The sequence below is a fragment of the Paenibacillus sp. FSL H7-0323 genome (assembly GCF_038002725.1).
In the GTDB taxonomy this organism is placed as follows: domain Bacteria; phylum Bacillota; class Bacilli; order Paenibacillales; family Paenibacillaceae; genus Paenibacillus_AQ; species Paenibacillus_AQ odorifer.
Genome location: NZ_JBBODB010000001.1, coordinates 5695574 through 5719819, shown reverse-complemented (window position 1 = coordinate 5719819; position 24246 = coordinate 5695574). Strand labels below are relative to the sequence as shown.

The 24246-nt window shown below is 41.5% G+C and carries 16 protein-coding genes and 2 pseudogenes; 1 reads left to right on the top strand and 17 read right to left on the bottom strand.

Annotation, left to right across the window (positions count from 1 at the left end; genetic code table 11):
• Nucleotides 1–2 precede the first annotated feature (2 nt).
• The 11 genes and pseudogenes from MHH89_RS25650 to MHH89_RS25600 form a co-directional block, all read right to left on the bottom strand.
• Nucleotides 3–1532, bottom strand: a complete 1530-nt coding sequence (locus MHH89_RS25650) for a hypothetical protein (protein ID WP_341088465.1) — start codon at nt 1530–1532, stop codon at nt 3–5.
• Nucleotides 1529–2512, bottom strand: coding sequence for a hypothetical protein (locus MHH89_RS25645; RefSeq protein WP_341088464.1), 984 nt, complete (start codon nt 2510–2512; stop codon nt 1529–1531). Before MHH89_RS25645 ends, MHH89_RS25650 begins: the two co-directional genes overlap by 4 nt.
• Nucleotides 2513–2763: 251 nt before the next feature.
• Nucleotides 2764–3051, bottom strand: coding sequence for a hypothetical protein (locus MHH89_RS25640; RefSeq protein ID WP_341088463.1), 288 nt, complete (start codon nt 3049–3051; stop codon nt 2764–2766).
• Nucleotides 3052–3882: 831 nt separating this feature from the next.
• A pseudogene (tnpA, locus tag MHH89_RS25635) lies at nt 3883–4362 on the bottom strand (IS200/IS605 family transposase).
• A 198-nt stretch (nt 4363–4560) separates the two neighbouring features.
• Nucleotides 4561–5271, bottom strand: coding sequence for a hypothetical protein (locus MHH89_RS25630; protein ID WP_341088462.1), 711 nt, complete (start codon nt 5269–5271; stop codon nt 4561–4563).
• Entirely contained in the window at nt 5268–7004 is a 1737-nt protein-coding gene (locus tag MHH89_RS25625) for a DEAD/DEAH box helicase family protein (RefSeq protein WP_341088461.1), read from the bottom strand. The genes MHH89_RS25630 and MHH89_RS25625 overlap by 4 nt, the downstream gene beginning before the upstream one ends.
• The gene (locus MHH89_RS25620) at nt 7001–9538 is read right to left on the bottom strand and encodes an ATP-binding protein (protein WP_341088460.1); all 2538 of its coding nucleotides are present in this window, start codon (nt 9536–9538) and stop codon (nt 7001–7003) included. The genes MHH89_RS25625 and MHH89_RS25620 overlap by 4 nt, the downstream gene beginning before the upstream one ends.
• Entirely contained in the window at nt 9535–10635 is a 1101-nt protein-coding gene (locus tag MHH89_RS25615) for a DNA cytosine methyltransferase (protein ID WP_340033942.1), read from the bottom strand. The genes MHH89_RS25620 and MHH89_RS25615 overlap by 4 nt, the downstream gene beginning before the upstream one ends.
• Before the next feature lie 205 nt (nt 10636–10840).
• Entirely contained in the window at nt 10841–11269 is a 429-nt protein-coding gene (locus MHH89_RS25610; RefSeq protein WP_060626949.1) for a very short patch repair endonuclease, read from the bottom strand.
• Nucleotides 11270–11352: 83 nt separating this feature from the next.
• On the bottom strand, nt 11353–12441 hold the full coding sequence (locus MHH89_RS25605) for a hypothetical protein (protein ID WP_060626948.1): 1089 nt from the start codon (nt 12439–12441) through the stop codon (nt 11353–11355).
• Nucleotides 12419–13570 carry a DNA cytosine methyltransferase gene (locus MHH89_RS25600; protein WP_341088459.1) on the bottom strand — a complete coding sequence of 384 codons (1152 nt, stop codon included), beginning with the start codon at nt 13568–13570 and terminating at the stop codon, nt 12419–12421. Before MHH89_RS25600 ends, MHH89_RS25605 begins: the two co-directional genes overlap by 23 nt.
• Before the next feature lie 484 nt (nt 13571–14054).
• On the opposite strand from MHH89_RS25600, the gene MHH89_RS25595 reads away from it, so the two are divergent.
• Nucleotides 14055–17033 (top strand): AAA domain-containing protein, encoded by a 2979-nt coding sequence (locus tag MHH89_RS25595; protein WP_341088458.1) that lies wholly within the window; start codon nt 14055–14057, stop codon nt 17031–17033.
• A 194-nt stretch (nt 17034–17227) separates the two neighbouring features.
• Here the strand turns inward: MHH89_RS25595 and MHH89_RS31385 are convergent.
• The 6 genes and pseudogenes from MHH89_RS31385 to MHH89_RS25570 all read right to left on the bottom strand — a co-directional run.
• Nucleotides 17228–17326 (bottom strand): annotated as a pseudogene (locus MHH89_RS31385) (SF0329 family protein); the annotation flags it as partial.
• Nucleotides 17327–17390: 64 nt separating this feature from the next.
• Nucleotides 17391–18956: a limonene hydroxylase gene (locus MHH89_RS25590; RefSeq protein ID WP_341088457.1), complete on the bottom strand. Its 1566-nt coding sequence runs from the start codon at nt 18954–18956 to the stop codon at nt 17391–17393.
• A gap of 547 nt (nt 18957–19503) precedes the next feature.
• Entirely contained in the window at nt 19504–20898 is a 1395-nt protein-coding gene (scfB, locus tag MHH89_RS25585; protein ID WP_341088455.1) for a thioether cross-link-forming SCIFF peptide maturase, read from the bottom strand.
• Between the two features lie 122 nt (nt 20899–21020).
• Nucleotides 21021–21170: a six-cysteine ranthipeptide SCIFF gene (gene scfA / locus MHH89_RS25580; protein WP_076098734.1), complete on the bottom strand. Its 150-nt coding sequence runs from the start codon at nt 21168–21170 to the stop codon at nt 21021–21023.
• A 565-nt stretch (nt 21171–21735) separates the two neighbouring features.
• The gene (locus tag MHH89_RS25575; protein WP_076128491.1) at nt 21736–22518 is read right to left on the bottom strand and encodes a response regulator transcription factor; all 783 of its coding nucleotides are present in this window, start codon (nt 22516–22518) and stop codon (nt 21736–21738) included.
• Nucleotides 22493–24079, bottom strand: coding sequence for a histidine kinase (locus MHH89_RS25570; protein WP_341088454.1), 1587 nt, complete (start codon nt 24077–24079; stop codon nt 22493–22495). The genes MHH89_RS25575 and MHH89_RS25570 overlap by 26 nt, the downstream gene beginning before the upstream one ends.
• Between the last annotated feature and the right edge of the window lie 167 nt (nt 24080–24246).

Genomic DNA, 24246 nt, shown 5'->3' with positions numbered 1-24246 from the left:
CTTTACTGTCCCCCCAAATGGTTGAAATCAATTAATGCTCTTAACTGGTGAGGCTCAACCTGGAAAACATTTTGACTTATGTATTCAATCTTATATGCCGTAAATGTTGCATCTTCAGAATCTGGCAAATGAAACGTCATTTTTTGTTCAAGTTCCAATTTCCCAAGGTTCGATTTCTTAATTTCTTGAATCAGTAATTTTCGTATAACCATTCCAGCCCTATGATGCGCACGAAATAAGTCTTCTGCTTCCTTCCACAACTTTTCTGCATGCTCTTCAAATTTCACAAGTTTCATAAGGGCTAAAAAATCATTATATTCCCTCGGCTTAATATTATCGTCTGAAGCCCAGTTTCTAAGGTTAATCTTATTTACCCGGGTTCCCCCATGCTTCCGGAGGTAGAAACAGATTTTTTCTGCTGGGTATTTAGCCGTATATTTGCGCAACCTTTTTTTCCAGACATAATGACGGTGACGTATTTTTTCAGCACGGTTTCCGATAAATTCATCAGCTTTGATTTGTATATAATCACGCCCAGTACCAGTTCTTATAAGTAAGTAACTGTCTGTATCCAATTCATTAACAGAACATTTTAATATCGGTTCCTTTGACTGCATTGATATCGTCCATATATTTTTTATTGAATGATCCTCAAAAAATATGCCTTTAGCATCTGCCAAACCAATCAATTTCGCACCGACATATTCCGTTGCGGTAAGGGCAGGCCTGTTCGCTAAACTTTTTTCGATTTTTTTGTAATCAATAATTTGATCACTGATTTCTATTAATTCCCGGTAATCAATATCACTTGTATTTCTCATGTGTATATTGCATCCCTGTAGCAAGGATGAAATTGGGGAATGGGATTTTGTGAAATATTCCATTCTCGGTGTGTGGTATGACTGCCAGTCATACAGAATAATTTCAATACTCGAGGAGCGCGGGCAGTGAAATAGATAATCTGGATACCAGTAGGTTGGCCCCAAAATAATAAGTCTGTCAAAAAAAAAGCTCTTTTTTAATTTTGAAGGCGTAACCACTGAAAAAGACTTGTCCCATAAAAAAGTACGCTTTAATACTTCTTCTATTGCGTTCAAGTCACTGGCAGTTTTTAAAACCAAACCAGTGGAACATTTATCTTTAAAATTTTCACGTAAAAAATCCAATACAGGTTTCTCCGGAGAGTTACGTAATGCTTCATAAGTCTCCAGCACGGTATCAATATCCTTTTTTAAATCCTGGTACATCAGCTGACATTGTCGTGACAACCTGTTCAAATCCTTACTATTTATCAATTCGCTGTGCGCGGAGAAAGGAAGAGGACTAGCAGATTGTATAAATCTGAATTTACGAAAATGTGTTAGTAAATCATTCAGAAGAATGTCGCCCTCATCCTGATTTAGAATTTTATACTCAAGCTTTTTTAACGATAAAGAATATTCAGCAAGCGGTTTTGAAGACACTTCATGAAATCGCAAGTTATAATTACTTGCCAGCTCAAATAATTTGTTCACTCTGGATAGAGTAATCATCTTGTCTCCTCCCAATACAACAATTCAATACCGCCGGGCATTGCCTCAAGGTCCAATTTTAAAAAGGGGGTCCTATTACTTTGAATATATTTATTGTTGATTTCCTCAACTGCAAACTCAAATTGAGGCTCGGAACGGTCAAGAACTACAATGGAGTTCGTATACTGAAAATCTTCTTTCCAATTTAAAAAACCATTGGAGCCTGAGTATATAACTATAGAAGTAGAGGTCAGATTTAAGTCAGTTTCATTTTTTCTCGCAAGTGAGGAAACAAATTGTGATTGATACGGGTCAACGCTGTGCTGAAACTGTCTAACCCGCAGTAAATCATTTAATGAACCTTTAATCATTTGATTATCTTCATAAATTGCAAACATTCTTGTTGTAATCTCACTCTCAAGCTGTTCCTTTCCACCTACAAAACAAATTCTGGTTTTAGGCTGCTTGAGTAAAGCTTGCGAGTGCACTCCAAAAACAGCATCAGTTAAGCGAGATTCTACAGTCATAAACCGTCCCTTTTGGTTATTAGGTAAACGTTGTTTTTCATTCGGATTTAGTTGTATTTCCAATGCATTTTTCTTTGATATATACTCCGTTAAGCCACCTGCTTTTGTTGATTGTGTTTGTATGAGCAGTCTTTGCTCTCCTTGAAAATCAGCAACACCTAGAAAAACCGCTTTTAATATCCGCTTATTTTTCCTGTACCATACAGGAGTATATTTCTCAAGCGAAGATATATTTTGAAAATGATCTTCTAGTAAATCATCAGCAGAACTCTTTATGAATACTGAAGACAAAATTCCAACACCAATAAAAGAAGCGATATATTCCTTCGCTGGCAATGTCAAGGCAGCAGTCCACCTTTTATTACCCGTATTTCTCAAAGCAAGTTCTTTCCCAAGATTAATAAAAAAAGTAGACCAATCTGGAATTAGAAACCAGCCACCAGTATCTTCTTTATAATACATCTCTAGCTCCATTTCCCTCCACCTCTCACATTTCCTTGGATTATCTTAGAGAGGAGTACAACTTATCATACATAATCAAAAGAGCGAGTGATTTCATAGATGCTTAATAGTTCCTATCGTCGTCGCCCTTTCTGTAGTTTTTTTTACATTTAATGGATTATATTCGATAAAACTAAATTATTTCCTCCTAAAATCCACCTGGGAAAACACAATAAAAGTAGATTCGAATATTATTGTAATTAACAGTAAGAAGTTCTACAGCGTTATGAAACCAGTGAATCGCACACGGCATGGGAGGGCGTTCGCAGATAACGGAAAAACAGCACCGACATCCGGCCTGAAAACTGCAAGGAGACAAGTTGTAGGAGTTCCATTGCAATGCACATCACGAATCCCTCGATAGCTTGAATAGTTTTCTGGATGCGCTGACGGTCTTGTTCGTTCGTTACCGCTTCGAGGGGATGCGTTTCCTCTTTTCTCAAATATCGGTTCAGCTTCAGCATCGACTTGCTCCAGAAGCGGTAACCGAAGTCATGGGTGACCTGCTTCATTTCCCGAAACGCACATCGGTTTTGAAGCGATAGCTGTACAATCGGATGATATGTCGGTAGCTGTTAGGCCCAAATCCGTACTGACCAAAACGGAGCAGTGGCCCTCATGTACCACCAGCACGAAACGTAATTCCTGATACAAGCGCTGGCCCCAAAACAGATCCATGCACAGAAACTGAATCGGCCGCTCGAGTCACGAATATCCCCTTTAATTTGACTGACTTTCCTTTTTTAGTTGTCGGTTTCGTCTCGTTTTTTTGCAGGGGGACGTTCGTAGGCAACCACGTTGATTTGGCTTTGGTCACCAGGTGCATGCGGGTTTCGGAAGCAAGATGGCACGCATTCGGCCGTTCCAAGGCCGGAACCGACAAGAAGTATCGATCCAAAAGCAGCAGCGCTTGACCGAAACCTTTCGCGGCTTCGAAGCCCTGTTCAATCATCTGAACGACATGGGAAGGTGTTTATACTTCGCATTTGGACTTTTTCCAGCCCAGAATGGTTTGGACGCCGTCTTGTAGATTCATGAACTAGGGCAAGCAGAACCACTTTTGGGAATCGCCGACCAGGATTCCGATGGCGCCGAACTCCATTTATCGATACCTGATACATAAGACTCTTCCTTCATACTTTTAGATAATTACTCCTTTATTTCTACATAATCAAATCAAATACCTTCCTTTTTTGTCGATAAATCAGGACCACCCGTCCAACGGGTGGTTTGCTCTTGGGGTATAACCCCTTGTTGCCAAACTGCGCCTAAAGACGCTAGCCTGACAGCAGTTCTGTTCAGGCTCAGTGTAATTTATCATTTCACTTACCCGTTAAACGGGTTTATTTCTTTTTGTTCCTTTTGTCGCTAAATGGATCTTCGTACTCTTTTACACTCAGCTTATCTATGGCTTGGTCATGGGTCATGTGCTTCTTGTTCACGTATATATTAGGCTACGGTGGCCTCATTCAGACCTACAGTGCTTACATAGTATCCTTCTGCCCAAAATTTCCGATTTCCGTATTTATACTTGAACTGGGCATGCTTTTCGAATATCATGAGCGAACTTTTTCCCTTTAAATATCCCATGAATGTTGAGACCGCAATTTTCGGTGGGATCGCACCAGCATGTGAACATGATCGGGCATCATGTGGCCCTCTAGAATTTCAACTCCCTTGTACTTACATAGACGTATGAAAATTTCGATTAGATCTTTCCTCACTTGATTATAAATTTCTTTCCGTCTATACTTCGGGGTGAACACGATATGGTATTTGCACATCCACTTCGTGTGAGCTAGACTATAGCTCTTGTTTGCCATCTTTGACCATTCCTTTTCATTGAGCCTGAACATCTCAATTCTATCGGAATGGTCTTGGTGGTCAAACCCTCGTTCCCTCCACCCGCATAGCGGGTGGTTTTTTGTTTCGCGCGTTTCACGCACTCAACTGGCTAAAGCCATAATAAAAATACACCCTAAATCCGGGTGTATTTCGCGTCTAAATGCTAGTTATAATGATTATAATGAAATGAAAACCTCAATCCCGCTCTCAGAAAACACTTGAAATTCCCGCCCGTCTAAATGTATTTTCGGCACAGAACTCATGTTGTCCCCCCCAGAAACCACTATATAAGTTCCCGGCTTAACTTGATTATCCAAATTGCTTTTGGACACAATAATAAATCTGACTTTATCTTTATATTGCTCATAAACGCCGGGAGAAACCGGGTATAATGGTATTCCTGTAACCTTCTCATAAGCATAAGCAGTTTCCCTAATGTCTTCAGTAATAACAACCACTTCGCATGCAGTATTTGCTACGTTCAATAATTTATCTTTTATTTCAATTGCAGCTAATTCATCCATCTTTAAAAGCGTCCCGTAACCATGCGCCGGCTCCTTTACTAAAGCCAGATGCTTTTTACCATCTATAAAAAACCATTCAACATACGGCAGGTTAGCTATCACAGTCTCGGGCTGGTTTCGGCTTGATCCGGAGCCTCCAAGAACACTATCTACATGAGCAGCTGGTGAAGAACAGAGTTTATTCCATATTTTTTCAAGTTCACTAAAGGGCCTTGTTTTAAGTTTGCCCGCCGAGGTCATTAATTCGATCCTCTTAGCTCTTTTGTCTATCCCGGTAAGCGTAATGTTAGCACCAGCCTTAATACTTTCCAGTTCTAACCCGATCATCTTCTCAATATCATTGATGACTTCATCAAATGTCATTTTCGTCCTCCCCGTAATTCCGGCGGAAATTTAAGTATGCTTGTATCCTCGCCCGCTCCTTCTACCGCAGCCACATCCTCAAGCCATTGTCTTAAAAAGGACTCCGTTTGCGGGTCCTCACCGCCTGCTTTTCTGAATGTCACTTTATGCGGCAGGCTAATTCTTACCGGATTCCCCGGAGCCGGCCCATCTTCAGCGAGGCCATCTTTCAAATTAATGCCTGCTGCAAATCTGCGTATATCAGATACGAAATCAAGAACAATAACTTTCTCCTTATTTTTTGACAACCTTAAACCTCTGCCCAGCTGCTGAATAAATATTCTCCGGCTGTGGGTCACTCTCTGAAATACAATAATGTTCACATCCGGCACGTCAACACCCTCGTTTAAAATATCAACTGCACATAAAACATCAATTACACCGTCTTGAAAGTCGCAGAGTATACGGTTACGTTCTGCAGAATCCATTGAACGGCCGGCAGTAGTCTGTGAATATATTGCCGACGCGTTACAGAAACCGAGTGAATTAATACGGTCTCTCATTGTAGCTGCATGATCTATCGTACCGCAGAAAACAATTGCCCTTGGTTTACTTTGTTCCTGCCACACCCTTTTCAGCTCAAATACAACAGCATCGTCCCACTCAGTGATAAACAGAGTCCTGTTAATATGCCGCGGCGAAAATTTCCTTCCTTTTAACTCTCCTAGAGATTCCCAGTTTATATTGTCAGTATACATTCTGTAATCGACATCAGATAAAAAGCCGTTACGTAAACCGGTAACAATATCCACACTAACAAGAGGTTCACCAAAATATTCTGAAAGATCAACATCATCCGGACGCCACGGTGTTGCTGTCAACCCCAGAAGAAATGGTCCGCAATCCGTACCAGCCAGAGTCTCTTGTAATACGGCGTTATACATTTGTCCCCCAACATGGTGGCATTCATCTATAATAATGAGATCAAAAAACGGCAGTTCTTTCCCTCTCTGGACATAATCAGCAACTGTATTTAAACATGCGAAAACGGCATTACTTTTTTCAAGACGCTCTTCGCCAGGCTGCTCATATCCGTTCCATACCGTTGTTTCCTGTTCCTTAGACAGAAACGGCCAGAAAGCTTTCTCTATCTGATAAACAAGCTCATTCGTATGGGCTATTACAAGAAATTTCAGTGGAGATATTGCGTTAATCCGCCTGACAGATTCACATGCAACAAAAGTCTTACCTAGTCCTGTAGCCATCACAATCAGGGCCTTTTTATTCTTTTCGTTAAATGTTTGTATTGCAGATCGAATGGCCTCCTCCTGATACTCACGCGGATTTCTGTTAAGTACGGGCATTTCCGGAAGTTTTTCCGCCCTGGTGATAAGCGCCTTTGTATCCCACAGCTGTAGCGGAATTCCTCTGCTCATCAGAGTTCTTTGATGCTCCTTCAGCCTTTCATCAAATCCGTTTAAAGCTACAATTACTGGAACCTGAGCTCTGTAAATTCTCATAGCCTCCAGCGTCTGGTCAGCAACATCAACACCAACCCTGTTTTTCCAGTGTTTCATTTGGAACAGCCACCGTTTACCAGCCCGGTGCGCTAGAACATCAGCCCCGCGGTCACCGGATTGGCCCACTAGCCTTATGCCTTCAAATCCTTCATGTGCCAGTAAACGTGAGACTACTCTTTCAAATGCCTGCCATGTGCCGGACTTTAAAATTATATCACTGATGAAAGTACTCACTTTATCACCTTTTGCTGGAGAAACTCCAATGACAGTCTTGTTTTTTGAGAGATTCCTGTCTCAGTTGAACGATATTTAATATAGTTCACCATATCATTTAAACAGTTAAGATAAATATTCCTGATCCTTATTTGCGCTTTGTGTAATATTGTATCGTTTAATTCCGCCGGACTTGAGTATGCAACTTCCCATATCCCTCCATCGAAAAATACATGCGAATACTTTTTAAAAATATCAGTAATAACTGCCTCATCAATATACAATAGAAATAAACCGTTCTCCTTCATCTCTCCAAGCCGGCTGATATCAGCATTTTGATTAAGCATGTTATCAACCATTGCTCTTTTCTGTTCTTCGTCCATCTCGTCAAATATATCGGTGGCTGTTTCTTTTAAAAGCTCCGGAAGTTTCTCTTTTAACTGGGTAAAGAATCTATAAACTTCTTCCCGGATTTTGTCCGGGCTATCCTCAAGTTTATCAGACCATCGGCTGTTTAGAATCTGCCATTCAATTGTTGAGAGGGCGTGTCTTCCGTGATATTGTTTTCCGGAAAGTCTCCGGTTCATATCATAAATGTAAAGTGCAACTTCAGCAGCTATCATCTGTTCAGGCCGGATCTGGAACGATTTAAACAATTTGTGGGTTTTGTCCAGGTAGACATCTATTTCTTCTTCCTTAAAAACAATCAGCGGAATCCCGTCAGTTTGCTGATTTGACTTTATCGGTAATTGAGTAATAAAAACATTTACATTCACAGGTGAACTATAAACACCGTCAGCCAGCATAATTGAACAGCCTGGTATAGATAAATCATCAGATTTGTTGGCATTCTGTGAGAGGAATTCCTTTGAAAGAGTATTCTCAGTGCCTTTCTTCTCACTGCATGATGTACAGCTCTTTTCAGCAGCCCTGTTTTTGGTACCGCAAACATGGCAGGTCCATGGTTCTTCAATTTTTGGCACCTGGGACATGCCACACTCCGGGCAAGAATACGCTGACTTGGGGATCTCATGTTTACAATCCGGATTAATACATGGCTTCCCTATTAATATGTAGCCGCAAACATTGCATGTATCATGTTCCTTCAGATTCTGCGCGCTGCATTCCGGACAATCAACCAATTCTTCAAGCGGCGGGGAATCAGCTTGTTCTACCAGCTTCCACCATTCTGAATCATCATAGTATCCGGGCAATTTCTCTAAGAATTTTTGATAATATTCTTTTTCTACATCCCTTGATATACGCTTAGGTTCATTGGAATCCCTATCCCAATATCCCATATATAAGTCGGCCTTCCCCGGCTTTCTGACTCTGCGGTACCCCTGATACAGTTTGTAGATATAGCTTTTGTTTTGATCCGCACCCGGCTGACTAGGCTGCAATGAGCTCTCCCCTCTTAAATAAGAGATGGCACGTTGCCATTCAGAGCTGCTGCGCTGAAAATCCTGTTTTAGAAAGTCTACCGGGACATGGTTTAGATGTACTTCACCTGATATTCTTCCGAATGGCCCGTCAATAGGATAATCCATAATTGTTTTCTTAAATTCATCTACAAATTCAAAAAAAGCTGTTTTTTCAGCTATCCGGATCGCCCTGCCATTCCTGATTAAATCAATTCCGTATTCAGTGCTGTCGTCGAATCTTTGGATACCAACCCAGCCTTTCACCTTTTCCTCAACACTCCGGATGTTTGAAGTTTTACATGATGGACATTCAATCATTTCATCCGGAATTAAAGCTGTACAATTACCGCATCTTCTCTGCACCCCAATAATATGGTCGAAGTCATATCTGGCATGAATCTGTCCATGCCCTTTCCGTTCAACATATCTGTTAGAGCCCCAGACACAATGCTCAAATGCTTCGCAGGGTTCTCCGTTTACCATTATTCTGATTTCCCGCTTGGATAAAACTGTGGCATAGCGCCGGCCGAGCTCAGAACGCACTTTTGGAAGTCCGTAATGAATGAGACGTTTGACAAACTGGCTGTTTGCATTTCCCTCAGGCCACCATTGGCTTATTTCAATAACTGTCCCGTGACTAATTCCCCTTGGTTTATCAACGGGATTTACAGGCAGCTGATAATTTTTAGACTGATTAATACTTTCAAGATCAATTACTACCTCTATAGCCTGCTCTTCATTTTCCCGGACTGTCAGCAGCCTGGTTACTCTGCCGAACTTACCTGTAGAAATATTAAAACCCATACCAAATAACCCGAGACTATCATATGAATTATTACCTGAGAATCCCGCCCTGATTGACTTTTCAGCCATTTCAGCCGTCATGCCCGGTCCGTTGTCACGGATACGTATTATTCCGGTATTTTTATTAAGATCTGAATTTCTTGGCAGCTCAATGGAAATTAGAGGATTTTCTATCCTTATACCTGTGAGTCTGGCAGCCTGAAACGAATCTATCGCATTATCAATTAATTCGCATAATGCATCTAATGGAAGCATTGGGGTATGAGTCAGAGCTATCAGCACTTTGGGATCTGGTGTAAAATCAAAAAACTTAACTGTTGGCGTCATCTAGGTTCCTCCTCTATCATTCTTCTGATCGCAACCGCCATTGCATGAGCCAGTTTTACAGGTACACCGTTACTAATTGTTTTGAACTTATATGTTAGAGGCATTTCCGCAGGCAATATGTACGTATCAGGAACACTTTGAATCCGGAGAGCTTCCCGGACTGTCAGCCTTCTCGGTTGTGTCGGATGCAAATGAACCTCATTATGCCCATAAGCTGCAGTGGGGCTATAGCGCCAGCGGTGCAGCCGTTTAAAACTTTTCCGTGATACGTCACCTTCACGTATAACATGATATTTATCGCTCATAGGCCTTAGGCCTTCAAGACCATTGGGCAAAAGAGCCGTTTCATCCAGATCACATATAATTGGCCCCACCATTAATTGTTCCGGAATATCGGCAGGCTTCTCAGGAGTAATTCCAAACGGCACTTCCCGCGGCCATGCAAACCGCTGTTTTGCACCTGCAAAATGTTTATCCTCGGGCCATTGAAACCACTCATAATCCTTGGGAATATTTCTGACACCGAGTTTTTTCTTTAACCATTTCTTTTTTAACCCCACCATAAATACACGTTCCCTGTCCTGCGGTACTCCAAAATCCAGAGCATTCAAAATACGTACATCAGTCATATAGTGTTCCGAAAACTGCCTTCTCAAATCATCGAAAAATTCACGGTGCCTTGCTGTCTTAAAGAGCCCTTTCACATTTTCAAATAAAAAAAAGGTTGGCTGAAGATCCATTATTTTATCAACATAGATCTTAGAAAGAACACCATTCTCTCCGGTACGCCCTTTGTTCTTTCCTCCTATTGAAAAATCCGGGCAAGGTGGACCGCCTATTATTCCAAAAATATCAGGAACTGCAGTATTATGAAATGCTTCCCGCATAATTTGATTGGGCCCAATTCCGATAATTGATGTATTATTTATTATTCTGTGATGTTGTCCCGTCATAGAGCTAAGACCATATTCGAATCCCTTCACAAAATTGCGGTCATATTCATTAGACCAGACAGTCTTAAAGCCAGCTTGCATGAAGCCGATGTCTAAAAAGCCTGCACCGCTAAAAAAGGATAACACCGGAATTTCCGGTTTCATGATTGTAAAATCTATCCGCATATTCTTGTGCTCCCTTTCATAAATCCCATATTTATTCTTCGACATTTTTTCGGGTTTTCCCTCTAATTACTATTAATACATGTTAAATACATGAAATAGATATTATTAATAATTCGATTATACAGGAACATAAGTTCTCTATCGACATTAAAATTCATGTTCTTTTATAAATAAAAAAGAGTCCCTACAGAAAGGACTCCTTTGATTTAGCCAAGTTTATAAAGTCTGTAATTTTTTCTATAGCCGTGTTAAAATCAGATCTGATTTCATGTTCCCACACACGAAGAATACTCCAGCCTTCTCCAGTGTAATAGTTACTAATATTAATATCCCTTTGTTTATTCTTCATAAGTTTTTCAATCCAGAACTCAGTATTGCTCTTAGGTATCGTTCCATGTATAGGACAGTTATGCCAAAAACACGAGTCTATGAAAATAACTGTTTTATACTTTTTTATAACAATATCCGGTTTCCCAGGCATACCTTTAACATTTTTCCTGAAGCGTAACCCTTTTGCCCAAACTGCTCTTGTAACCAAATTTTCCAGCATTGACACAGAGCGGATTGCCCTCATATTTTCACTTCGTTTTTCCTTGCTTATTTTGTCAGCCATAATATCACTTCCATCATGATGGATATGGATCCAAACTTAAACCCGGGAAAACTTTACTGAGTATTTACATTGCTTGTTCAATATCAAGCTAACTGGACCAGAATTGGCTCCATGTAACTATCCAGGAATTCTTCTGTAACACCTTTAATATTACGCCGTTTAAAAAGGGCATACATCTCTTCAACTGCGCTGTAAGGAAAGAACCTTGCATTTAGTGACTGGAACTGCGGGCGTGATGCTTCTCTAAAAACCTTCTCCCTGTCCTCGTCCGGTGCAATGATAACATAACGGGTAGGAAACGGCGGAAGTGCATCCTGTAACCCCTTCATACGGGTTAAGCCGCTCGTCACGCCTGTACTATGCTCAACTTCCATTACCGCTGGCATTAGTCTGCCATTTTTAAACCAGATACAATCAATAAGTAAAGCCGCTTTTTGAGCTTCATTAAAAGACGACATCAAATTTTCTTCTCTTCTCAATGATCCAATTACGCCTTCCATTTCACCAAGCTTCTGATTTTTATATATTATTCCTTTATCGTTCTGGGCAACCCATGTTTTAAAGCCAAGGTGCTGCCCGATTTCTATAAGTGCAATTTGCATTTGGGAGTGTCTGCGTTTCAGTTCTATGTCTAGTCCGGGACTATGATATTCATCCGGAAGAACTAGAGCATCATAAACAATCTCAGTACTTGGTACCTCCGAGATAACCATCTCAACTTCTGCTTTTACCAGCATATTGGGAGCATGAGGGTGATCCGGACACCACATCAAGTGTTTATGACCAGGTTTGATCTTATTTTTTGAACTAATACTCTCTATGCGTCCAGGATAACAATAATAAAATTGCGGTGTATGCACCAGTAGAGCTTCTAGAGCAGACCGGGTATTGTAGCTGCCGCCAAATATCCTGTCTACATTTATCGGATGATCTGGCATTAAGGCATTAGCTAGTCTCCAAATCATTGGAACAGATATAGACTGAACTTTCGCCTTTTCCCAAGTTTCACCTTTGTTAGGCCTAATTCTTTGAATTTTAATCGGCCCTTGCGGTCTTACAATATTAATGATCTTAACCAAAGTTGGTGTTTTGCTATTAATATAATTAAAAATACCATCCCTTGGTAACATACCAATTTCATGTACAAGATTAGCTGCGGTTAGCTTCTCCATACTCTCCCACCTTCAAAAAATCCAGAATAGTTACAGCAATTCCTTTAGATGCTTCATAAGGAACCCCATTACCTACTGTTTTGAATGCGTTGGATAACGTGATGTTTTGAGGTAATTGAAATTCCTTTGGTAAACTTTGCAGTGCCAATGCTTCAGCAACAGATAATCTGCGGGCTTTATAGGGATGAAGGTGTACTTCATTATTACCGTAAGCCACAGTCGGAGAAGGTCTCCATCTATGCAGCCGCTTATAAGACTTCTTCAAATCATCCCCTTCCGGAATGGTTAAAAACCTGGCCAATCCAGCCTGTGGGGTAAAATGCTGGTGGGCATTAGGATGATTCCCGACATCATTTTTCTCAAACCAGAAATCAACGGTTAATTCTTCACTGATGCCGGCTGGTCTTTCACGTTTTCCATTCTCAGCGAACGGTTCCATTCCCGGCCATGGCATTGCATTAATTTCTTCAATGTGATACTTAAGATGATCTTCCCATGGGAACACATCAGTGAGTGTCTGACCTGCTTCTAACTCAATCCCGAGCTTATTCAACAAGCTTTTCTTAAAGCCGATTAATATAATACGTTCCCTGAGTTGAGGTGCACCATATTCAATGGAATTAATTAACCGTTCAGTTGTAACATAGTCGTGGGAATGTAGCTTATCTTTCATCAGTTCATAGAAAGCCCTATGTTTTTTGGTACGCCATAACCCTTTAACATTCTCAAATAAAAAAAAGTCAGGGGATTGTTTACAAATTAAGTCAATATAAGTTGCAGACAGCTTCCCATTCTCCCCTTCATGCCCTTTGTTCTTACCGCCTACTGAAAAGTCGGGGCATGGAGGTCCGCCAATGAATCCAACAAGCCGATCCTCACTTTTGGTTTGGTTAATCAATTTTGACAAGAGCTCACTTTTAGGATTACGCTCAAACTCGGTGATATCTCCTAAGTGATACCCGTACTCCGGCTGTGACATCCCCATGTGATTACGGGAATACTGATATGTCTCCATAAATGGCGGATGATATTCGTTCACAAATGCAACATTAAATCCACTTTTTTCAAAGCCAAGATCCAAAAATCCCGCTCCCGAAAAAAATGAAAAAATAGTTGGTGCTTTATTCATTATTGTTACCCTGCCTCAATCAAATTTTAACCTTAATAAAAACTAATGTTCGTATATTTATAATAACAAAATAGAACAGCGTTAACCAGCATGAATAAGTTACGCTGTTCTATAAAGCTTTTCCACCTGTTGTATTACTATCAAAGTACCAAAAAAGATAACTGCACATTTTAGGAGTAACGCCCATTATTGTATTTCAATCGCTTACGCTAAGCTAAGCTCACCTCACCTATAATATAATCCAGGAAGGTCTTTATCGGAATAATTTCCACTATCCTGTTCCCGCTACTCACCAGCTTTTTATATCGGCACAGGTATCATCAGATTATCAGAATAACGTACTGGGCAACTCCCGCCAATTATCTCTAAAATCACCTGTAGTACACGCAACTCCTAATCTGTATGTTGATTACCCCATATCAAATTCATTACTTTTATAGGATAATATAAATATACATACTTTATTTCCCATAAGGAGAACTAAATGATTACCAAGAACCTGCTCCAGTATTATTTAGAATGCTTAAAATATGAAAGCTATTATTCAACCCAACTCAAACCTTCCGATCTAAACCAGGCTCAAATAGATCCATTAAACATAGAGTTTGTCGTTGAACGGTATGAAAAACTAAGCCATGATTTAAAAGACGATCAAACAATTATGTTTGGCTACCCTCTATTGAGAGTAAATAAGAAAGGCGGCTTTATTTATCTCCCATTAATTCTGTGGAGTAATTCAACATTCCTATCAGATCATAATCTTTATAAAGCTGATCAATGCGGATTTCATCAGGAAGTGTATAAATCATTGGCTGATAAGCAGTCTCTAAACATCCTCACTAACCTAAAAGAACAATTCTCCTCAAATCCTACCTGTTTTTTGGATGACAATACTATGATTACACAACTGCTTGAGATTGCAGATCTCGAAGAAACAAGAATCGTAACAGCCTATACTGTATTCCAGGCAAAGAATTCTGACTTTAGTAATTACCATATCTCACAAGAGATTCAGGGGATCTTGAACGATAAGTTTGAACCGAGTCCCGTTTTAAAGAGTTATCTAAACCATAGCTATGCTGTACCAAATATGTCTGACGATCAAATGCTAATTCATATTGTACCTGGTAATCTCCCTCAAAATACTGTTCTGCATGATATAAATCATACGATTAATATTGTTAAAGGACCTCCAGGCACCGGCAAAACACAGACTATTCTGAACTTAATCGCCAATCAGGTCAATCATCAAGAAACTTGTGTCATTGCAAGTACAAATAACCAGGCCGTAGATAATATTGTGGAGAAACTCGATGCTAACGGAATAAGCAAGTATTTCTTTGGCTACGTCCGTTTAGGAAATATTGCAAAAAACAAAGAAGCTGCAGTACCGCTTCAGTCTGCTTTAGACCGTATGATAGAGATAGTGAACAACAATCAATATAATGTGCTTTCTGCAGAGACTTACTCAGATTATAAAAATAAGAGCCAAGCCTTAATGGATGAAATAACTCGTGCTGAACAAATAGAGAACCAAATTATTGATATGACCAGCACAATTAATCAGCTTCAAGACCTAATTAATGTTCTAAATGACAGATTACGTCTGAATCACTTGATCCCTATGAAAAATGATTTAAAGTCCATTTCAATCGCCAATGAAAAAATAGAGTTTCGTTTACGTGAACTGTTAGATAAACCGCTGCAACTGTACGGCAATGATATATTCAGAAGGTTTCGTTCATACATAGCCGGAAGAATACATACCTATTTGAAATTCCGTATGAAAAAGCAGCTAAGGTCCATTGGTGCAATACAGCTCTGGGAGCATATTGACAGCAGCACCCCGGTTCAATCCCTGGCCTTCTGTGAGGAGATTATCAAAGTTATCAACCTTGAATTACGCTGCTCTCAACTTGTAGAAGAGCTGGCTTCGATAAAGAAACAACAACAGGATGCCTCAGTTGACCTGAAGAATTTATATAAGAAGAAAAATGAAATTGACCTGCACCTTTTGCAGTACCAGTGGCTTCACAGTGCCAGTCCTGTTCTCAAAGATATGAAAGAGCTCCAAAAAATCAAAGGGCTTATTCAAGAGCTGCGTGAGAAAGGAAATATTAGAAACAGCTCGTCTGCTTTTCCTTCTTTCCTTAAACTGTTCCCTGTACTCCTCGTTAGCAGTCTATCTGCACGCAACTGTATTCCAGCCGGAATGTCCTTAGATCTTGCTATCATAGATGAATCATCCCAGTGTTCGATTCCAAGTATTTTTTGCTTGCTCCAGTCTGCACGTAAGGCCTGTTTATTCGGGGATACCAATCAATTGAGTCATATTGTTTCGATTGAGGATACTTTTAGCAGAAACTTGTTTGAAACACATGCGCCAGGAATAGACCCTGAACCTTATTGTTATCTGAATAATTCTGCATTCGAAAGAGCTGAACAGGCGTGCCAACTAAGCGAAGGGGGTACACACCTCCTCAACTACCACTATCGCTGCATTCCATCCATTGCGTCCTTCAGCAATCAGCAATTTTACCATAACCGCTTACGGATGATGCGTCATGAACCAGAGAGACACCCCTATACAGCCGGAATATATTCTACTAATGTATACGGTTCTGTATCAGGAACGATCAATCATCATGAATTAAATGAAATCCATACAATCGTGAATAAACTTGAACAAAATGGCATTGATCAGATCGGTATCGTAACACCTTTCTCAGCTCAGAAAGAACATCTCATAAAAATGTTCAGCGGAAAACCTAATATAAAAATAGGAACTGTTCATACGTTTCAAGGCGGTGAATGTAAGGCTATTATTTTCAGCACAGTGATTTCACAAGGTTCAACATCTTTTCAGATTAACTTTGTACAGAACAGCTACCGGTTAATTAATGTAGCCCTTACCCGTGCACTTGATTATTTCATGCTTGTCGGAAATCTTGCACAAATTGATAACGGGCAAGGTTATTTAACGAAATTGAGCCGTTATATTTATACAATTGAAGCAAGCAATTTTCATCGCCCCTCAATTGAATTATCCATTGCATTTAACCAGATTATCCGGCAAGAAAACCGTATTAAGCTCATGCATGAAGGTGAGCGGATGATTTATAATAAACTGCTAATATTCCTTGGCGGTATGCCTTTGCTTGTCTTTCCTAAAGTCCCCATAAAAGATGTATTATCAATCAATCTACCATTAGACTATTCTTTAAAAAACTTCTACTTTTCGAGTCACATGGACTTTGTTATTTACGAAAGGGAATCTTTGCAGCCGCTCTGCTCTATTGAATACGACGGAAGTTATCATCGCCGGGATCCAAAAACAATTTTGAATGACAAAATGAAAGATGATTTATGTTCATACACTGAATTCAAGTTGATCCGCATCAAATCTAATGATGAAACCGGGGGATGGGAGGAACTAAAGGGGTATTTACAATCTATTGGCTGACATAATCGCCTTGTGTTTAATTTAATCTGAATTCCACAGTAGGTTAAAGTTGTATTACCGAAAATAAGAAAAACACATCGTCTATTCAATTTCGTTTAACATACTCACTCTAAAATAAAAAGGGCGTGAAAGCATACCACGTCCTTAACTTCACTCTTATTGCTTAACGTCCCACCCCGCAACTCATAAAAACATCACACAACCGGTTGCTTCAACACTATCTTCTCAGCCATGCTCAAAAACCGCTTCTCACCAACTCTTCTGTCCACCAAAGCCAGAATATTCAATACAATAGTACGTTCTTTTTATATAAGCCATACAACCATTCAGCTCCTCCATCATGAATATTCCTCATACTTACAACCCCTTTGCCTCACGGAGTTGGTCTAGCCGTTCTTTTACCGAGTCGTCAGGCTCGACTACTGATAAATTAGAGACTGCGTGAACCAGCTTCTCCCCCCATGATGAAACGTCCCAGCTCTCCAATGTCTTAATCGCTATGTTCCGGTTGGAGGTCACTGGACTATTCAGGCCAGTGAGGATCAACTCTGCCCCTATCCCCTCGAACCGGTCCAGGCTCTGCAAGATAGCTCCCAATTTCCTATGTGCTGCATATTCTTCGCCGAATCCCATCTCATTCCCTGGTCCAGTTGCGATTTGTTGCAAAGGAAGGTGTTCGATGGCGAATTGAACGAACTTATGAATTCGGTTTGGATCATTCGATTTCATGAGCTGATAGTAATAGAAATCCTGTAGCGGGTTGGCTGCAAGCTGATTGTAGAGAGTGTCCCAAATATCAATGCCAAGCTTTTCAGCACAAGCTACGCCATAGTAACGGTCCGGCGAATCACCGCTGTTAACAGCATCCATAACGATACTCATCCACTTGATGTTAGCCATAATCGATTGGCAAGCATCGCTGATATCGCTTCTTAACTGCTCGCTCCAGCCCGCAGACATCCGTTCGGTCCATTTCTCCTCATCCTCAGCCAGGAAATCGTAAATGCTAAATATAGCTGACAGATGCTTTGCAGTTCCTCCTATCTTCCCAGTGAGCCTCACGTAATCAAATAACACCTGTGGAGCATGCTCATAATCATCCATGTCCTCAGCAGGCCCGCCATTCAATAGCGCTTCAATGATATCGGCTGCCCCATCCAATAATGCACTATCTACCTGGTCAGCAGAAAGTGCCTCCCTCAAGCCACCATTTCTAGCACAAATACAGGCTAAATATTCGTTCATGACGTTGTTGTGGCATCCTTGCCGCAGCAGCCAATCTTTTATCTCCTGACTAGCAGGGTCAAGTCTCTCGACGATATGTATTTTCCCCCATCCATGAACCTGTTGAGCCAATTCAAATAGAACTTGATTGCTGTCTTCCATTCCATTATGAATCGCAACCACGGCATAAAGCGTAAATTCCTCATGTCTCCCCAACGTTAGAAGCAAATCCTTAACTTGCTCGTTTTGAAAAAGGCCCAGTAAGGCAATCCCGAATTTGACGACATTTCGGTGCGCCGCATTCTCCGCTAACCATTTCGCTTCATGGAATACGGAGTCCGGCTGTATCCCGGGCTGCTTGCGTACCTCATCCAGAACGACATCCATCATTCCTCCTATATCTGTCTTCACAAGCTTAGCATATAGGGCTTTTCTTGTTGAATTCTTAGGCTTTCTGGATTGCTTCGCCAGCAGGCGAACCAGCTCTCTTGCCTCATCCGTCATCTTAGCAGGTCCGGCATGATGTCCAAAAGCTCCATCCAAACCGCCCGCTACCCATCTGAGTTTATCACCGGACCAGAATTCTTCGTCATCCGGCAGCGATCCGTCCACGGATTCTCCTTGTACCTGAATATGGGAGTAAATGGAGGGCCTGCCCTCCCAAAGCGGCCGTTTAGCTCTATCGAAGAAAATAACCATCGTTCACAACACCTCTTCCTATAATTCCTTCAATAACAATCAGAACAGCTCGATGATTTTTTAAACGGCTGCATTATCGTATCAGCTTCTGTATCTATATTTGCTTATTTTGGGAGTAATGAACATGGTGAAAGTATTACAACTGGGCATATATTTTTCACATTTTATCCAATTCCCTCTAGCGCATGACTGAGAACCCCCTCCAGTTATTGCTTCAATTTGCTCTGGGACATGTAATTCCACTTTCTATAACAAAACAGAGGACAGGCTTGTTGGCTCCGGGTTTGCCCCTTCTCCATACATCCGATCCTCAATCTCTTCACTTCTTTAGCCCCGCCCTGCTCCTTGCTTCCAAATTTATCGAGCAACGCACAGAATTTATTCCATAGATTCAGATTAAAAAACGATTAGTGATCTGCCCTTTACAGAAACCGATCCCTTTCTTGTTTTACGGTCCTCCTTCTCTAAATTCATACAAAAACCGAGAAAGGCACTTTATTTAAAAGTGTCTATTTCTCGGTTATAGTTTATTCATCCGTTACGTTAACTAGCTAGATTGCTCTTCCATCGCTCTAATAGATTCATCCACCTTCACCATCATGGAACATTCGACTCTTTTGCGGAAGACGTCACAGCTGAAATCATAGGTTCCGACCAGGGAACCCGTCGCGTGCAGTGCATTGGCAGGACAACCACCGCTGCAGTAGAGTTTAGCCCAGCAGTCCTTGCATTCCGGCTTCGAGTAGCAGTTGCTCTCTTGGAATTGACATTGCAGCTCAGGTTTTGTGATGCCATCCCAGAGGTTTCCCATGCTGTATTCTTCATCCCCGACGAACTGGTGACAAGGAAAAAGCTCTCCCCAGGGGGTGACAGCAAGATATTCGGTTCCTGAACCACAGCCAGTAATTCTCTTCTGGATGCAAGGTCCTTCCGAGAGGTCAAGCATGTAGTGATAAAAGGTAACCCCCTTGCCCTGCTCATCACGTCCAATCATTTCCTTGGCGAGAATTTCGTACTGGTTGTAGATCTCCGGCAGGTCCTCCTCGGTAAGTGCATAAGGTTCCTTTGGATCACAGATGACTGGTTCCATCGAGATCTTGTCAAAACCAAGGTCTGCGATATGAAATATATCGTTGGTGAAATCGACATTATTACGCGTATAGGTTCCTCGTACATAGTACTCTTGGTCTCCGCGCTTACGAACGAATTCCTGAAACTTCGGAAGAATATGATCATAGCTGCCTTTTCCGTTAACCGTTTGGCGAAGCCGGTCATGAACCTCTTTTCTTCCATCCAGGCTTAATACGACATTGTACATTTCCTGATTTAAAAACTCAGTGACCTCATCGTTCAGCAACATCCCGTTCGTCGTGAAGGTGAAGCGGAACTTCTTTTTGTATTCTTGTTCTTTGCTTCTTGCATAAGCTACGATCTGTTTAACCACTTTCCAGGCTAAAAGTGGTTCCCCGCCGAAAAAGTCAATGTCCAGGTTTCGATGATGACCTGAGTTTTCAAGCAGATAATCGATAGCTTTTTGTCCAACCTCATAGCTCATGATTGCTCGATCTCCGTTGTATTTCCCCTGACTAGCGAAGCAATAGTCACATGACAAATTACAGGTATGCGCAACATTGAGGCAGAGTGCCTTGACATAAGTTTTTCGTTTTTTTAAATCGAGCGAGAGGTTCTCATACTCATCTTTTGTAAAAAGCTGTCCATCATTTATAAGCGCCTCGATATCCACGATGGTTTCTCGAATGTCGCTCTCGGAAATGCTGGAATCATCTTTATATTTATCCAACATTGTTGTCACGATTTGATCGACAGAAGTTTTCTCATAATCCGCTATAATTTCATATGCTAGGTCATCAACAACATGCACCGAGCCACTATAGGTATCGAGCACGATATTGTATCCGTTTAGTTTATATTGATGAATCATACTTACTAATCAAGCTCCTTTTGCACACAAGTAGAAACGGCTTCGCCATCCTTTAGGGATAGTATCCATTTCTTAAAAATAGCCGCCCATCAGCAGAGCAATGGGCGGTAAAATTCCGAATCCTATCTGTTCATTGCATTTTCACACTTCTGGTTTGCAACGCCGCAGGAAGTTTTACAAGCGGACTGGCAAGAGGTCTGGCATGCGCCGCATCCGCCGTGTTTTGCGGTATCCATCAGTTTGCGGGTGCTTAGGGTTACGATTCTTTTCACGATAAATGACTCCTTCTGTAATTTCTTGTGATCACTTTCACTTAATTTCCATGGAACATCGTAGCAACATCACGCAGGTACGTCTATGATGCCTGTCACCTAGCAGAGCAGAGAGGGGTTAAACATAAGCATCAACACTAATTTTCGTGCAGTCTTTCATGCTTGTGATCGTAGGATGCGGCAGCGGGAACCAGAGTCAGAGCAATGCTAAAAAAGTGAAACAAAAAAGAGACGGCAATGATGCCATCTCTTTAACAACATTTTTTCTCATACTTGTCCGTAAAGTCCAATAAATATAAGGATTTCATAGCACTGTATCCTTCCTTACCAGTAGAGCGACACTCTCCACATGCGTGGGTGGACAATGTGAACAAACTTATATGAGGAGCCCTAAGACACTTCCAGACAGTTTATCTGCTCTTGACGCCTTAGTTCATAAAAATATTTCACTATTGGATGCTTTAACTTCATCTTCTCGCTCATGTTTAAAACCCAACCGTTTTGATAGAAGGCAACTCCGAGCATAACATCTATGGCGTGCTGCAGAGGGACGAGAATGGCCCTCCTATCCATAACCGAACGGATGCTTTTTGTACTCTAAGGGGCTTGAGCCGACTCTATTTTTAAACACACGACTAAAATAGTACTGGCTCTTATACCCTACCTTCACGGCCAGATCCCCGATTTTGATATTCGGCATTACGTCATCCAGAATCTCCTTCGCCTTCGATATCCGAAGCTCGGTGACATAGTCAAGGAATGAAGCACCGATTTCTTGCTTCATACGCTTACTAAGATAGGTTTGGTTGATATGAAATAGTGCTGCTACTCGAGTAATAGACAGCTCCGGATCCTGATAATGACTGTCAATATACTCGGTCACTTTTTGGATAAGCACTGTTCCATCCCCTGTATACCCGGGAAGCTCCCGCTCCTTATCCACCCTGTCTTCATGTGAATGCAAAGGATATTTTACCTGAAGATGCTCATCGATCCGATGAAGCAGCTTGTTCAGATCACTCTTCGGCACAGGTTTCAATACATAATCGAATGCTTGCAGTTGCACGGCTTGACGCGCATATTCAAAGTTATCGTACCCGCTGATGATGACAACCAGAACCGACGGGCAGCGTTCGCGCAATATATTCATCAGATCGAGCCCATTCATATTCGGCATGTTGATGTCCACAAGACATACATGTGGTGGGGCTTCCTCCACCATATTCAATGCTTCGTTTGCACTTTTCGCTTCTCCTGCAACCTCAAAAAGATACGGACTCTCCTCAATGTATTGTCGCAAGCCTTTGCGAATGATCGTTTCATCATCGACGATGACAATCTTCCACATCTTCATTCCACTCCCCGTCCAAAGGTATTCGAATGACCATAACGGTAATCCCATCTTCGCTCTTCACTGCAAGGCCATATGGCACCCCGTAAGCTAGTCGAATGCGATGGTTTACACTGTATAGCCCAAAGCCTGTGGCAGAACGATCATATGCATCATCAAGAAGGGCTTGATTTATCTGCTCAAGCTTCTCTTCCGGAATCATAACCCCATTATTTTCAACCTTAATGACCAAATCATCGGCCTGTTGATATGCTGTAATCGAAATTTTGCACTTTTGATCCCCAAGTGGCTTAATCCCGTGATAAATCGCATTTTCCACCAAAGGCTGCAGCATGAAGCGAACGACTTGGCACTGAGCAAGCTTTTCATCATATCGAAGCTCGTAGTCCAGAATCTCCTCATATCGCACACCTTGAATATGAAGATAACTCTCGACATGGTACAACTCCTGATCAAGCAGAATGTAGGGACTGCCTGTTCCAAGCCCTAATCGGAAATACGCGCTAAGCGCTTCCACCATCTCCACCACATTGTCTGCTCCATGTTCCGTTGCCATCCACTGGATCGTATCCAATGTGTTGTATAAAAAGTGCGGCTTGATCTGCTCATGAATCAGTCTGAGTTCCATCTCCTTTCGGTCCTGCTCCACAGCGTATAATTGAACAAGCATGTCATTGAAGCTTCGTCCAAGATCGCCGATCTCATCCGAGCGCGTAACATCTGCACGTATGGTTTGGTTGCCGTTCTGCACATTTTCCATTACCTGGCGAAGCGACTGAATTGGACGAATAATGGAAGAAGCAAGCAGCAGCAGAAAGACGATAAACGCACTACCGATAAGAATGCCTACCAGCAATGCAGTCCGTTGGGTTTTGATCACCGCTAACGATAGACTTGAATTCGGTACTTTGAGTACTAACTTCCAGCCTTCCACATTTTGAATTGGAGCCTCAAATACACTCATGTTCTTCTTATCTGCTGCATCCTCTGCTCCATCTCCTTCACCCAGCTCTCTGCAATCGACGATAAGCTGGCCTGACTGGTCATATAGCATTACATCTTGAGCAATCTCCTTCATCTTCTTGACGGAGACGGCTGCGGCAATATAAGCTACCTCATCATTCACCGATGGATTCACGCGATAGAGAATAACGACGATTTCGGCTGCATTCGCTTTGGACACGATCGGATTGCTCACCACATAATTGGAATCTGAATTCAGCAGTTTTCGATAGTAGGGTCGGTTTAGTATCGAAAAAGGCTTATCCCTTGCTGACCAGGAATTTCCGTGAATATCCACCACGCGTATGGATTCGTACTCTACTTGCTTCTTCGCCTCGAACTTATCGAACTCTTGCAGCAATTCATCTCGTGTCCAATGATGGTCCGAAGCTAGAGAAGCAAGCATGTCTATCTCTCCAATGCGCTGATTAAACCAATAATCAATCTGGTCGCTGCGTGCAGTAACCACTTGCTGCGTTAAGTTCTTATTCAAAGGGACAACCGTATGGTTCATCTCCAAATATATTGTTACAAGCAATGCAACGAACAGCAGCAAGAAGCAGCCTCCTGCGATTAACGTAATTTTTAAGTGAATTGATTTCATTGTAATCATAGCCCTTCACAATATCCGTTTCTTACATGCCCGAAAAAGACAAAAAAACACTAATCTGTGCAAATACATAATGCTGTACTAAATCTATAATAGGTCTTGTGCATATTTTC